The 13,914-nt window shown below is 52.6% G+C and carries 10 protein-coding genes and 1 pseudogene; 6 read left to right on the plus strand and 5 right to left on the minus strand.

What is annotated here, in order from left to right; all coding sequences use genetic code 11:
- Nucleotides 1-28 precede the first annotated feature (28 nt).
- Nucleotides 29-1,042 carry an ABC transporter permease gene (locus FEE96_RS12280; RefSeq protein WP_138163339.1) on the minus strand — a complete coding sequence of 338 codons (1,014 nt, stop codon included), beginning with the start codon at nucleotides 1,040-1,042 and terminating at the stop codon, nucleotides 29-31.
- A 151-nt stretch (nucleotides 1,043-1,193) separates the two neighbouring features.
- Between FEE96_RS12280 and FEE96_RS12285 the strand changes: the two genes are divergently transcribed.
- Nucleotides 1,194-2,099 carry a GntR family transcriptional regulator gene (locus FEE96_RS12285; protein ID WP_138163341.1) on the plus strand — a complete coding sequence of 302 codons (906 nt, stop codon included), beginning with the start codon at nucleotides 1,194-1,196 and terminating at the stop codon, nucleotides 2,097-2,099.
- On the opposite strand, the gene FEE96_RS12290 is transcribed toward FEE96_RS12285, so the two are convergent.
- Together FEE96_RS12290 and FEE96_RS12295 are read right to left on the minus strand one after the other, a co-directional pair.
- On the minus strand, nucleotides 2,096-3,073 hold the full coding sequence (locus tag FEE96_RS12290) for an aldo/keto reductase (protein WP_138163343.1): 978 nt from the start codon (nucleotides 3,071-3,073) through the stop codon (nucleotides 2,096-2,098). The two genes, FEE96_RS12285 and FEE96_RS12290, sit on opposite strands and share 4 nt — an antisense overlap.
- Complete coding sequence (locus FEE96_RS12295) at nucleotides 3,073-4,185, minus strand: mannitol dehydrogenase family protein (protein WP_138163344.1); 1,113 nt, start codon at nucleotides 4,183-4,185, stop codon at nucleotides 3,073-3,075. Before FEE96_RS12295 ends, FEE96_RS12290 begins: the two co-directional genes overlap by 1 nt.
- 102 nt (nucleotides 4,186-4,287) lie before the next feature.
- On the opposite strand from FEE96_RS12295, the gene FEE96_RS12300 reads away from it, so the two are divergent.
- The 4 genes from FEE96_RS12300 to FEE96_RS12315 are packed head-to-tail and all read left to right on the plus strand — an operon-like array spanning nucleotide 4,288 to nucleotide 8,057.
- A complete protein-coding gene (locus FEE96_RS12300) occupies nucleotides 4,288-5,139 on the plus strand; it encodes an amidohydrolase family protein (RefSeq protein ID WP_138163346.1) in 852 nt (283 codons plus the stop codon).
- Nucleotides 5,139-6,380, plus strand: a complete 1,242-nt coding sequence (locus FEE96_RS12305) for a PfkB family carbohydrate kinase (RefSeq protein WP_138163347.1) — start codon at nucleotides 5,139-5,141, stop codon at nucleotides 6,378-6,380. Before FEE96_RS12300 ends, FEE96_RS12305 begins: the two co-directional genes overlap by 1 nt.
- Before the next feature lie 55 nt (nucleotides 6,381-6,435).
- A complete protein-coding gene (locus tag FEE96_RS12310) occupies nucleotides 6,436-7,188 on the plus strand; it encodes an SDR family oxidoreductase (protein ID WP_138163349.1) in 753 nt (250 codons plus the stop codon).
- Nucleotides 7,189-7,208: 20 nt separating this feature from the next.
- Complete coding sequence (locus FEE96_RS12315; protein ID WP_138163351.1) at nucleotides 7,209-8,057, plus strand: fumarylacetoacetate hydrolase family protein; 849 nt, start codon at nucleotides 7,209-7,211, stop codon at nucleotides 8,055-8,057.
- A 213-nt stretch (nucleotides 8,058-8,270) separates the two neighbouring features.
- Here FEE96_RS12315 and FEE96_RS24105 read toward each other — a convergent pair.
- Together FEE96_RS24105 and FEE96_RS24110 are read right to left on the minus strand one after the other, a co-directional pair.
- A pseudogene (locus FEE96_RS24105) lies at nucleotides 8,271-8,684 on the minus strand (IS30 family transposase); the annotation flags it as partial.
- Nucleotides 8,648-8,956: a helix-turn-helix domain-containing protein gene (locus FEE96_RS24110; RefSeq protein ID WP_425467311.1), complete on the minus strand. Its 309-nt coding sequence runs from the start codon at nucleotides 8,954-8,956 to the stop codon at nucleotides 8,648-8,650. The gene FEE96_RS24110 and the pseudogene FEE96_RS24105, both read right to left, overlap by 37 nt.
- A gap of 428 nt (nucleotides 8,957-9,384) precedes the next feature.
- Between FEE96_RS24110 and FEE96_RS12325 the strand changes: the two genes are divergently transcribed.
- Complete coding sequence (locus FEE96_RS12325; protein WP_138163352.1) at nucleotides 9,385-13,770, plus strand: Ig-like domain-containing protein; 4,386 nt, start codon at nucleotides 9,385-9,387, stop codon at nucleotides 13,768-13,770.
- Nucleotides 13,771-13,914 lie beyond the last annotated feature (144 nt).

Here is a 13,914-nt window from a genome sequence, read left to right on the forward strand (position 1 = left end):
AAAACTAGTTCTTGGTGATTGAGTTTGGTTAGTTCCGGTTCCGGATTTGGTCGATGTAGACCGCGCCGATCACGACGATCCCGATGATGATTTGTTGAATAAAGGCAGAGGTGCCTGCCATGTTCAGGCCATTTCGCAGCACACCGATGATAAAGGCGCCGATCATGCTGCCTGAGATGCTGCCAACACCACCCATCAGCGAAGCGCCACCAATGACCGAGGCCGCAATGGCATCAAGTTCGTACATCACACCTTCGTTGGGCTGCACTGTGACAAGGCGTGACATCAGTACCATTCCGGCAAGTCCCGCCAGTGCACCTGAAGCGGTGTAGGCCCAGATTTTGGTTCGGTCGACTTTTACACCGGAAAGGCGCGCTGCTTCTTCATTTGATCCGACTGAGAAGATGTGGCGACCAATCTGACGGCGCTGCAACAAGAACCCGCCAATCAGTGCCATTACGACCAACAGGACTGCTGGATAAGGAATGCCTGGGAATATCACCTTGGGAAAACCATTGGCCTGCATTTCGACAATGCGGAAAAACGAGCCATTGCCCAGTTGTCCAAAGGCTTCGCCAAGGCGGCTGATAGGGGCTGCACCCGTCAATTGCAGTGCTACTCCACGCGCAATCATCATCATGCCCAGTGTTGCCACAAACGGAGTAATCCGCAGTTTCGTTATTACAAGACCATTGATGAATCCGCAAAACGCACCGGCTAGAATTCCGAAAGCCATAGCTGGCATGACTGGGACGCCAGCCTTGATCGCCAGCCCGGCAACCACACCGGACAAGGCAAGGACTGAGCCGACGCTCAGATCAATGCCGCCGGTGATAATCACCAATGTCATACCAATGGCCAGTAGCCCGATAACGGAGGTTTGCAGAAGAACAGTCAAACCGTTATTCACTGAGAGAAAGGCTGGACTGGTAAAGGAGAACGCCAGTATCAGCAGCAGCAGTGTCAGTAGAGCTGACAGTTTGTGCAGGCTTGATCCGGTCGGCAAGAACCGCAATTTAGTGTTGCCATTAGTGTTGGACATGGTTGTTCTTGCTCCCCGAAAAGACATAAGCTGTCTTTAATAATAATAAACATATTGGCGAGAAGTTGACCCGTCAAATGTTTTTAATTTTTTTGAACATTTCAAAAAAAACAGGTATAACGGGCCAACCGAGAGAGGAATGATACGACCTATGGCAAGGACCAATACCCGCTTCGTTGAGGCATACAATGAACTCTTAAACCTTTGTGATCAATTGGAAGTTGGGGCGTATTTGCCGTCTGAAAATGCCTTGTCCGCCCAGTTGGGCGTTAGCAGAACCGTGATCCGAAGTGCTCTGACACGGCTGGATGACTGCTCCATTATTGCGCTCGATGGCCGTGAAAAAATCCTAAGGCGTCATTCGAATGCGGAAGATCGGTTGGAGGGGCCGCCCGTTTTGTTGGGAATCGAGGAACTGGAGAGCCGATTCCTAGACTGGGTTTTGCGTATGGATGTTCCGCCCGGTACCGTGCTGAATGTCGCGCAACTCTCTAAGGACTTTTCTGTGGCGACCCATACCTTGCAGGAGTTCTTCTCGTCACTCAGCCGTTTTGGTATTGTCGTGCGCAGGCCGCGCGGAGGTTGGGTGCTGCTAGGATTCACCAAGAACTACGCGGTGGAATTGTCAGATTTTCGAACCGTTTTGGAATTGAATTCCGTACGTCATCTTGCTGCCCTTCCACTGGATCACGAAATTTGGGCCCGTCTAGATAGTCTGGAACAGGAGCATTTGGATCTGTTGCAGCGCATTGACAAAGATTTCCATGATTTTTCACCCCTCGATGAAAAATTTCACGCTGTCATCAACAGTGTGGTCGTAAACCGGTTCGTCAAAGAGTTTCAAAAAATCATTTCTCTCGTGTTCCACTACCACTTTCAGTGGAACAAAACCCACGAGCGCGAACGAAACGAAGATGCCATTCGTGAGCATCTTGCGCTGATCGAGGCGCTGCGCAGTCGAGATGCAGATAAGGCTGAGGCGGCCGCGCGTCGCCATCTTGCCACCTCTAAGCAAACACTATTGTCCTCGTTAGAGACCAATAGCCACGCGACCTAAGTGGTGACAAAAGTCATTGCTGCGTCTGACAATTGTTTGTTGGCGGCATCAAGATTGCGTTGCAGCGAACTGACTTTGCCGGTTCCCAGCAAGACAGAGCAGGCCGCGGGATGATGCAGTGCAAATTGCAATGATGCCTCTGCCAAGGATAGGCCAACTGCTTTTGCGCTGTCCTGCAAGGCTGTCACTTCGTCTAATATTTCTTGTGAGGCTGGCGCATAGTCAAACCAAGCCCCCGGTTTTGGCCCGGTTGCCAGAATGCCTGAATTGAAGATCCCACCGAGCACCAAACTGGTGCCTTGCTGGGCACATAAGTCCAGCAACTCGGCTTCGGCCTCGCGGTCTAACAGGGTCAGTCGTCCCGCAAGCAGAATGACGTCTAATGGTGTCTGTTTCACCACGTCGATGCAGATTTGACTTTCGTTCACGCCAAGTCCGATCGCTCCTATACGTCCGGCTTGCTTTAGGTCTTGCAGTGCAGACATGCCTGATCCCATCAGGTCTTCCATATGGCGAGCGCCGCTGGCTGCGCCGTGGGTGTAGTCGCCGATGTCATGCACAAACACAATCTCAACGCGGGAGGTTCCCAGCCGTTCGCAACTGCTCTCAAAGCTTTCTAGAATGCCGTCTGCTGAATAGTCATAGCGAACCGCATTTGGCAAAGGTTGAACAAATCCGTCGGCTTCGGCCAATTGAGGGCCAGGTGACAAGACCCGTCCCACCTTGGTGGACAACACATAGTCGTCGCGTGGTATATCCTTGAAAAAGTCGCCCATCCGTTGTTCGGACAAACCGCGCCCATAGTGGGGGGCCGTGTCAAAATAGCGGATTCCGGCGGACCAGGCGTGTTGCAGGACATCGGTCACGTCGCTGTCACGAACGACATGGCCAAGATTGCCAAGGCTGGCACCGCCCAACGATAGAGACGTTACTGAGATATCGGTTTTGCCGACGCAGTTTGTCTTAAGGGGCATCACGCTGTTTCCTTATTATAGGCCACAATCTCGGTCAGAATTGGCTTGATAGAGTGGTCACCTTGGGCCTTGGCCCAGTCCAACATCGCAGCGATCCGGCGCGTTACCTTCTGGCTGTGGTTTTGCGAAATATCCGCAATCCGGTGATCCAGAAATGGATTTGAAAACCGCTCTATTGTTGTGTCAACGTAAGGATCGAATTGATCCTCAAGCCCTGCCGCAACAAAGGCGGGCCTAACCTCGTTGTTCAGCACGTCTTTCAGGCTAGTCAGTTCGGTCGTATCCTGAACCAAATTTCGAACGAAAATGTCCTGTGAACCGCGTGCTCTCAACCATCGATCAGCCAGAAGCGTGTGACCAAGGTTGAGGATGAATAGCTTTAGAGATTCGATTTCGCCCAATGACGGAACAACTTGTACCGAGGGATGATCACAGGGTAACGTTATTCCCGGCTGATCCTCTATCGCCCAAAGCGCATAGGGTTCAGCCACAGCACCTGCAGGTTCGATTGGTTGCGACACAATCCGATCCACCAGTGAGTTCACCCAGACAACGTCACGGTCAAGATAGTTGCGGAACTCAACAGGATCTTGTTCGGCCAACTGCATCACCCGGCGTTTCAGAACCGTTCCATTGTCTGCTATCAGCTCCATTGGCATGATCTGTATAGGTGCAGCCCCCGCCGCAAAACGCAGGCGCAATAAGTGGGTCAGCTTGGCTGGATAGGACATGACCTGATCAAATTGCAAAGCCGAGTCTCTAGCATTGGGCGCAAACCCAGCGTCCCCTGTGTTTGACAGAACAATCTGCGCTTCGTTCACAAAAATGCGCGCGATCTGCACCCAATCGCACTCAGTCGATAGTGCTCGGATGACGCTTTTGACTTCGATTGTTTCTTGCTGCCGCTGCCCACCTTTCAGACCTTCGATCCGCACTGGGTAAGACCCTATCAAGGCACCCAGACGCTTAGCTCGCGCTGGATTGCCAGAGCTTTGCACCACGGTAATCGGCCCAACATCCTGACCGGCCTCCATCGCCTGAGACAGGAATAAATCGGCATGGGCTTGCAAAAACCGGCTGGTACCAAACTGGAGGATAGGGGTGGTTCGCACGAATTTTCCTTTCACAGGCGTTGACCGAGATCAGCACTTTACCTGAAATGTTTTTAATTATACAAAACAATTCGAGTCAAGTAGGCATGATGGGAACTTGAGATGGTCGAGCCTGTAAAAATCGATGCACACCAGCATTTCTGGCAAATTTCGCGTGGTGACTATGATTGGATGACAGACGAGGTCGCGGACATCCGTCATGACATCCTGCCGCCAGACCTGTCGTCACTGATTGATCATCACGGTATTACAGGAACAGTTGTGGTTCAGGCTGCAGCGACCGTGGCCGAAACAGAGTTTTTGCTTGGATTGGCGGAACAAACCAATTTCATCAAAGGTGTTGTGGGGTGGGTTGATCTTGATGACATCGATGCGCCGCAGACCTTGGATCGTTTAATGCAATCCACTGCCTTCAAAGGCGTGCGGCCAATGCTGCAAGACATCGAAGATACCAATTGGATTTCCCGGCCTAAGGTTAAAGCCAATCTCGTAGCGCTGGCGGAACGAGGACTGCGGTTGGATGCTCTTGTTGTGCCACGCCACTTAAAAGTCTTGGCTCAGGTGGCTAAGGAGCTGCCGGAACTTGCAATCGTCATCGACCATTGCGCCAAACCTGAGATTGCGGATGAGGCAGACGCTGGGGAAGCTTGGCGCGATGGCATGGCCTGTTTGGCCGAACTGCCTAACCTTATGTGCAAAATCTCGGGCCTCGCCAATGAAGCCGGGTCTGGGTGGGGCGTAGAGCAATTGCAGCCCGTTGTTGATCATGTCCTGCGTCAGTTCGGCGCTGACAGGATTATGTGGGGCAGCGACTGGCCGGTCTTGAACCTTGTCGGTGATTACGATCGATGGCGCGCAGTTTCTGCACAGTTGTTACAAGGGTGTCCCGACCAAGATCGTGCAGCAATCTATGGTGGCACTGCTGTTAAGTTTTATGGATTGGAATTTGACTAATGACTTATCGCGTTGTCTGTATAGGCGAACCATTGGCCGAAATCTCGCGCCAGAAACCCAAACTAAGTGTCGGGTTTGGTGGTGATACTCTCAATACCGCAATCTACTGCGCGCGCGAAGTTCAGGGGCAAGATGTAGCAGTTCATTATGTCACTGCGGTTGGCCAAGATGTGCTTTCCAACAGCGTGGTCGAATTGATGCAAAGCGAGGGCATTGGCACAGACTATGTCTCCCGCGACCCACACCGTCAGATCGGAATCTATGCCATCCAAAATGACGAACGGGGCGAGCGCAGTTTTCACTATTGGCGCGATGCATCTGCCGCACGTGAGATGTTCAAGTCCGAGACATCGCTGCATCTGGAAGCCATTAAGGCGGCAGATCTTGCCTATCTATCGGGCATCACACTGGCGATCCTGACGCAAGACGCGCGGGACCGGCTCTGGATCGCTCTGGCAGAGCGCCGCAAGTCAGGACTCCAGGTGGCGTTTGACTCCAACTATCGGCCCAAACTGTGGGAAACACCTGAGATCGCCCGTCGTGAAATAGCCCGGTTCTGGGAAATTTCAGATATCGCTCTTCCGTCAGAAGAAGATGAATCCGATTTATTCGGAGACAGGGACAATGCGGCAATTGTTGATCGTATCATGACTTCTGGGGCAAAAAAGGGTGCCTTAAAATGTGGAGCAGATGGACCTGTTTCTTTGCCTCTCTCGGTGAAGACCCAGGTTTTTGCAGCAGCCGAAACTGTTGTTGATACAACAGGTGCAGGTGACAGTTTCAATGGCGCGTATCTGGCTTCGATTGTTTGCAAAAAGACGCACAATACGGCCCTGGCATCAGCACATGATCTGGCCTGCCGCGTAGTCGGTCAGCAGGGCGCGATCTTGCCAAAGACCCAGTCTGTGACGCCGCAACGCATGGGCAGTGTGATCCAGCTCAAACCCGAGCACCTTGATGAATACAAACGCCTTCATGCGGATGTCTGGCCGGGTGTTTTACAGCGGCTGCGTTCGTCTAACTTCAGCAACTATTCGATTTATCTGAAACATCCAGAATGTCTGATGTTCGGGTATTTTGAATACACGGGCAGTGACTTTGCGGCTGATAACGCTGCCATCGCCGCCGATCCAATCACCAAAGACTGGTGGGCGGTCTGTGGCCCAATGCAAGAGCCGTTCGAGACACGCGCCGATGGCGAGTGGTGGGCAGAGATGGAAGAGGTCTTCCATCTGGACTAGCGTGCTGCCGCTCTGTCTGCGCGGCTGGTAGAACTCTCAGTATAGAAATGGATTTATGATGGCTCAACTTGAAGGACGACTTGCAGGAAAGACGGCACTGATCACGGCTGCCGGGCAAGGCATAGGCCGCGCCACCGCTGAATTGTATGCCCTGCAAGGGGCAACGGTAATCGCTACGGATGTGAACGATGCGTCTCTGAAGGAATTGGAGGTCGTGGATGGCGTGTCTGCGGTGAAACTAGATGTCACTGACGCTCAGGCTGTCAAGGACGTGCTCGGCCAAGCTGGCCCGCTGGATGTCCTGTTCAACTGCGCAGGTGTTGTGGCCAATGGCACAATCCTGGAGTGCTCCAAAGAGGACTGGGATTTCAGTTTTAACCTGAACGTGACGGCCATGTTCCAAATGATCCAGACCGCACTGCCTGCAATGTTGGAGAATGGTGGCGGGTCGATCATCAATATGTCCTCCGTCGCGTCGTCGATCAAAGGCGTGCCAAACAGATTTGCTTACTGCGCCTCTAAGGCAGCGGTAATTGGACTGACCAAATCTGTGGCTGCCGACTACATCAAACAGGGAATTCGGTGCAATGCGATCTGTCCTGGAACGGTTGATAGCCCCTCGATGCATGGACGGTTGCGCGCAACTGGAGACTACGAAAGCGCCCTTGCGGCATTTATCGACCGGCAGCCTATGGGCCGCATTGGCAAAGCCGAAGAAATCGCGTCGTTGGCCTTGTATCTGGCAAGTGATGAAAGCGCATTCACGACAGGTCAGACACATGCCATCGATGGCGGTTGGTCGGTTTAACGAAAGGAAATTGGGAAGAGATGAAACTACTTCGTTTTGGAGACCGCGGCGCCGAACGCCCCGGCATGGTGGATGCGGATGGTATTATACGTGATCTGTCGTCAGTGCTTGAAGATGTCGCTGGCGATGCGCTGGGCGACGAACAGATTGCAAAATTGCGCGCGATTGACCCATCGACGCTGCCCATAGTTGCTGCGGCAACGCGGATAGGTGCCTGCGTAGGGCAAGTCGGAAAATTCATCTGCATCGGCCTGAACTATTCTGACCACGCCGCTGAAGCTGGGATGGCGCTTCCTGATGAACCCGTGGTGTTTTTTAAAGCAACCTCGGCCATCTCCGGGCCATATGACGATGTCGAGATTCCACGTGGGTCGGTTAAAACCGACTGGGAAGTTGAATTGGGCGTGGTTATCGGTAAGGCAGCTAAATACGTCAGTCGCGAGGATGCGTTGAGCCATGTCGCGGGCTACTGCGTTGTAAATGATCTGTCTGAACGTGACTTTCAATTGCACCGCTCTGGCCAGTGGGTAAAGGGCAAGTCCTGCGATACCTTTGGGCCAATCGGCCCTTGGCTGGTGACACGAGACGAGGTCGAAGATCCGCAGAACCTAGACATGCATCTTGAAGTTAACGGACGTCGCTATCAGGACGGCTCTACTTCGACTATGCATTTCGATGTGGCGACGGTCATATCACACCTGTCCCAATTCATGAGCCTTCAACCGGGCGACGTCATTTCAACAGGTACTCCTCCGGGGGTGGGTATGGGGCAAAAGCCTGAAACTTACCTGAAAGCGGGTGATCGCATGACGCTGGGTATTTCTGGCCTCGGCGAACAATCCCAGAATGTCAGGCCCAGCGAATATTGAGGACATAGGTGCCCTTATTTAAGTCGTTCAAGCAGTCCCGTATCTCCTATATGGGATTGCTATGGCTAGAGGCTGAGTGCCACCCACGAAGGTCCGCTTTTCCCAAAACTTATTTTTCAGGCGCGAGGACGAAAGTGATGACTTCCCACTCAACCTGGATGATCTGCTGCATGAACCGGATATAGAAATGAATGTCGCGTTAGGGCTGTGGTTTCAACGGGTCGCTGCAGCACAGGCTCCAAATTTCTCTGCTGGTGTCATGTATTGCAAGGTCTTTCTTGGCCGCTCGTTGAGTTGGCGGGCGATTGCGCTGAGTTCGGCTTGACTGAAGCCTGATATATCAGTGCCTTTGGGGAAGTATTGCCTGAGAAGCCTGTTAGTATTTTCATTGCTGCCTCTCTGCCAAGGTGATTGCGGGTCGCAAAAATAGACGTCGATCTTGGTGGCCATGGTGAAAGTGCGGTGTGCCTCCATCTCTGACCCACGATCCCAAGTCAGCGATATGTAGAGCCCCTTGGGAAGCTTGCGCGCCTGTTTAACGAGGGCGGTGATGACGCTTTGGGTGTCCTTGTTCTCGATCTTCGCCAGCATCACAAAGCGGGAACGGCGCTCCACCAGCGTGGCGATGATCGCTTTAAGATCCGCGCAATGGCGCGAAACGAACGCTTGGCAGCAAGGCCACGAGAGATCTCCTCCCGTTCCATCAAGGTCAGAGCAAGACGGGATCTGGTGCGAGCTGGTGGTCGGATGCCTCCTGTCACCGCAAGGTGGGGGAAAATCGATGATGAAGCGCGATTAAAACAACGCCCAATGGAACTCATCGACTCTCCGCGCTGCCAGAGATCCCACATCTCCGACTTCTGTTTGTCTGTGTAAAATGTCCGCGTCCGATACTTCATGCCTAACACTCCATCTTTCCAAAAAGACTAAAGTGTTGCGTCGATCTGTTGAAACCACAGCTGAAACCGGTCATTAGACACGATCACCACCAATGGCGGCAATGCGCAGGAAGCTAGCTTTGCAAAGTCAACAAAGGCCAATGTAGCGGACCGACCGGATCGGTTCAAAACTGCCGTTCACAACCGCTTCAGAGAATGGCGGGAAACGGTCCCGTTTTGCCATAGCCTAGCCAGTCAGTCCTTCACAGTGGACAATAGTCCGACATAAAGGTGAATACGAAACAGGTGACTGGGACGCAACAAAGTGTTGGGAAAGTACTAATAGTTCAAATTCCATACTTTAAAATTGTGATCACTAATTGAATGACACGCATAGGTAGCGACCGCTAGGTCTCACTCATAGATTTACTCAATTGATAGGTGTGTGAATGAGCGGGCAAGTGATTACTGGGACGCAGATCGCCGACAAAATTAACGTTGGTGACGAAAACCATACCATCGATGCGGGTGATGGAAACAATGTGGTGATCGCTGGGAATGGCGACAACACGATCGATGCCGGTCTCGGCAATGATAAAGTGACGGTCGGGGATGGAAACAACGCGATCCAGGTCGGCGATGGCACCAACCGTGTTGTGGTTGGCGATGGGGATAACACGATCCAATCTGGCAAAGGCAATGATCAGATTACCCTGGGTCGCGGATCAAATGTTGTCTCCTCTACTGGTGGTAATAACCGCATTATCGGCTCGGATGGCAACACCCAGATCACCACCGGCAGCGGCAAGGATGACATCCGCCTTGGTCATGGCGGCAACAGGGTTGCAGCGGGCGACGGGGCCAACAGGGTGACTGCTGGTGATGGTGCCAACCATGTTGAGACCGGCAGCGGTGCCGATCGCATAACCCTGGGAGATGGGGACAACCAGATTGCCGCCGGAGCAGGCAAGAACCAGATCCTTGCAGGTGACGGTCAGAATGAAATTTCTTCAGGCGATGGTGACGACAAGATCACCGTCGGCAATGCCGCCAATGAAATTGACGTCGGCAACGGCAGAAACACCATTAAGGCAGGTGCTGGCGACAATCGGATCTCAACCGGTAAAGACAGCGACAGTATTCTGGTTGGGGATGGACACAACACCATCGACGTCGGCGATGGCACCAATCGCGTCGTAGCCGGAGACGGCAACAATACCATCCGGTCTGGCAGTGGCAAAGATGACCTGCGGATCGGCGATGGCAACAATCAGATTTCGGCAGGCGACGGCGACAACAAAATCACAGTGGGTGATGGGGATAATCTCATTGAATCTGGAACCGGTCGGGACACGGTTCTGGTTGGGCGCGGAGCCAACGACATTTCTGTTGGAGATGGCGACAACAAAGTGACTGTCGGCGCTGGGGACAACACTATCACCTCCGGTTCCGGCAAGGACGACATTCGGACTGGCCACGGCAACAACACGATCTCCGCAGGTGACGGCAACAACAAGATCCAGGTCGGAAATGGCTTCAACCAGATCGAAACCGGATCAGGTGCCGACAGTATTCGCGTGGGCCAGAGTGACAATCAGATCAACGCGGGGGACGGTAAGAATACTATTTCCGCTGGAGATGGCTACAATCAGATCGAAGCTGGCAGTGGAGATGACGGGATTACGGCTGGCGATGGTGAAAACTCCATTACTGCTGGTGAAGGCCGCAACCGCATTCAGGCGGGCGACGGGGACAATCAAATCCATTCTGGTTCGGGTAGCGATGATATCCGTCTGGGTGACGGGGCAAATGACGTCTGGTCCGAGGGTGGTGATAACAAAATCAGCAGTGGAGACGGCAATAACGTCATTGTCACACATGATGGCAAAGACAGCATCAAGGTCGGTAATGGCTTTAATGAAATTGATGCTGGCGAAGGCCAAAACCGGATTGATGCTGGGAAAGGTGAGAACCACATCACAACCGGTGATGGCAACGATACAATTCGCGTCAAAGGGCGGGAAAATACCATCGAAGCTGGGGGCGGCAAGAACGCCATTACTGCAGGTGACGGGGACACCCAGGTCACAACCGGAGACGGCAACGACACTATCAAATTGGGCGATGGTCTCATTCAGATCGAAGACGAAGGGGGTGACAACAGGATCACCGTCGGAGACGGATCGGTCGTAATCGAGACGGGTGACGGCAAGGATGACATTCGCGTCGGGGATGGGCACGCCTCCATTTCCACCGGAAGTGGTGACAAAAAGATAACTGGCGGCGATGGCACCATGAGCGTTTTTGCCGAAGATGGCAGGAACACCATCACACTGGGGGATGGCGACAACGAGGTGCATTCCGGTGACGGCAACAACCGGATCACAGTGGGTGATGGGTCCAGCTTCATTTTTGTTGGCGACGGCAACAACAGCATCCGCACCGGCGATAGCAATAACCAAATCTCGACGGGCAACGGCAACAACAAAATTTCAGCTGGCGGTGGCTATAACGAGATCTTCACCGGTGACGGTAACGATGACATCCGCGTCGGCAATGGTGATGGCGAAATCTATGCAGGTGCTGGCAACGACAAAATCCGCACTGGCGACGGAAATGTCGAAGTTTGGGGCGATGAAGGCAACGACATTATCCAAACTGGTGATGGCGATGACAAGATTTGGGGTGGTCAGGGAGATGATCAGATCTCAGCCGGAGATGGTTACGACACCGTCTATTACGCCGGGTCTTACAGCGATTACATTCTCGACCTGTCGTCCTCGCGCAAAACAATCACCTCGGTCAACACTGGCATATCGGATGCTGGGTCAGATCGGCTGACTGGCGTTGAGGCGATCTTTTTCCAGGGGGATGGCACCTTGCTGGATCTTACCTGGGAAGGCGACCCGACGCTGGTTGATGACCGGGTGTCTGCGCAAGGCGATGATCCTTTGGTTATCTCTCTATCGACCTTGCTGGAAAATGATGAGGGCCTGGGCGATCGCCTGCCTGTATTTACGGTAAGCGAGTACAGCACATCCGGTATCCGGGTGACCTATGATGGCGAGGATATCACCTACAACGCCGATGACGTGCTGCAATACCTGACTGAAGGCGAGCTGTTTGAAGACAGCTTTACCTATTCAGTGATCGACCCATATGGCGAAGTTTTTGAAGCGGTGGTGAATGTCTCGCTGACGGGGGAAAACGATGGCCCGACCGCGAATGATGATTTGCTCATCGACGACACCGTGCCTGTGGTCACCTTTGACGCAGGCGAAGTAGTCGTAGTGAACCAAAATGTTCCTGGGCGACAAACCAATTCATCTGTCGCTACCTTGGAGGATGGTAGTTACGTAGTTGTCTGGCACACTCGCGCCATTTCTGAGGATGATCCGGCGGGAGGAATTCGTGCGCGTTCTTTTAGTGAAAACGGTGTCCCGACAAGTCATGAGTTTCGAGTAAACGACGTGACAGAAAGAGAGCAGATTGAACCTGACATCGCGGTTTTGGCAAATGGCAACTATGTTGTCACCTGGCTTAGTCCATCCTACGAAGGCAGAGGCTCAATCCCATGGAGCATCAGGGCAAGGGTATTTGAAGCCGACGGGACACCGGTTACAGATGAATTTCTTGTAAACGATGCAACTGGCAGCTCTCGGTATAACCCTGAGGTCGTTGGGCTCGAAGATGGCGGATTCGCAATTACCTGGCAGCAGAGTTTTTATGACTCTACCGACTGGACTTACGATTTAATGGTTTCGGTATTTGATGATGAGGGACACGGTGTAGGCGCGCAAGTTGCACTCGGCACCAATCCAGAAACCCTTGAAGCAAGCCCCAGCATTACCGCACTCGCTGATGGTGGGTTCGTTATCGCTAGGATGTCCCGCGAGTTCGTTCCGCGCGAAGGGTATGATATCAACGTAGATTTCCTTGATAGCACTGGTGCTGTAACATTTAGTTACGCAGTTACGAGCAATGCTTCTGAGACCACATCAAATTTAGATCCTACAGTTGAGGTTGGACCAAACGGACAAATCTTAGTCTTATGGGCCCGCCATGAATTCGACGATCACGAAAATTCGGGTTATTTCGCTACGATACTCAACCCCGATGGTTCCGAAGCGGTTGGTGAATTCCGGCTAGATGAAATGTCAAATAGAGTTTTTGTAACACGCGCCGCAACATGGCTCGAAGATGGTCGTTTTGTTGTGACATGGAGCGGAGCTCCAGGCGCAGATAACTCACTTCGCGCCCAGGTTTTCAATCCGGATGGAAGCGAAAACAGTAGCGCCTTCATAGTTAGAGAAGCCGGCACTGGTGGAATCCATAGCTCGTCAATTACGACCTTAAACGACAACCGGATTGTCATCACTTGGGGTCAAGAACGTCTTAACGAGACGGACCCGAACACGGTTACTGTTGATATCGTATCTCGCGTTATTGACGTTTCTGGCGAAATCTCCAGCTTGGATTACACCGACGAGGACAGTTCAGCGATTATCGACATTGCAGAGCTACTTGGGAACGACATCGATGCAGAAGGCGATGAGTTCATCTTCTCGCTGGAAAGCGGCACCAGTGAACACGGGGCCACAGTGACCTATGATGCGGAAACTGGCTTGCTAACATATGATGCGACGCAAGCCGCTGATATTCAGGCTTTGAACAGCGGCCAAGCGTTGGAAGATACTTTTGTCTACACCATTTCGGACGGACATGGCGCCACTGATCAGGCGACTGTTACAATTGTTGTAGGTGGCGTGGATGAGGCTACCCCGATCGCTTCAGATATGGCGCTTACACCGCCCGTGATTGACGATATCTGGTGATAGAAAACGAATTGATCCAAAGCAATGTTTGTCCATTTGGGCATCCGCTTTGGGTTAGGTTTGTCTACTCTAAAATCTGTATACAGCACATAACCGTTGTTCTAGCAAAAGCCGAAGAGTGCCCTTTTGCCCGTACTTTCTGCA

The organism is Parasedimentitalea maritima, from assembly GCF_005771405.1.
Classification (GTDB): Bacteria; Pseudomonadota; Alphaproteobacteria; order Rhodobacterales; family Rhodobacteraceae; genus Parasedimentitalea; species Parasedimentitalea maritima.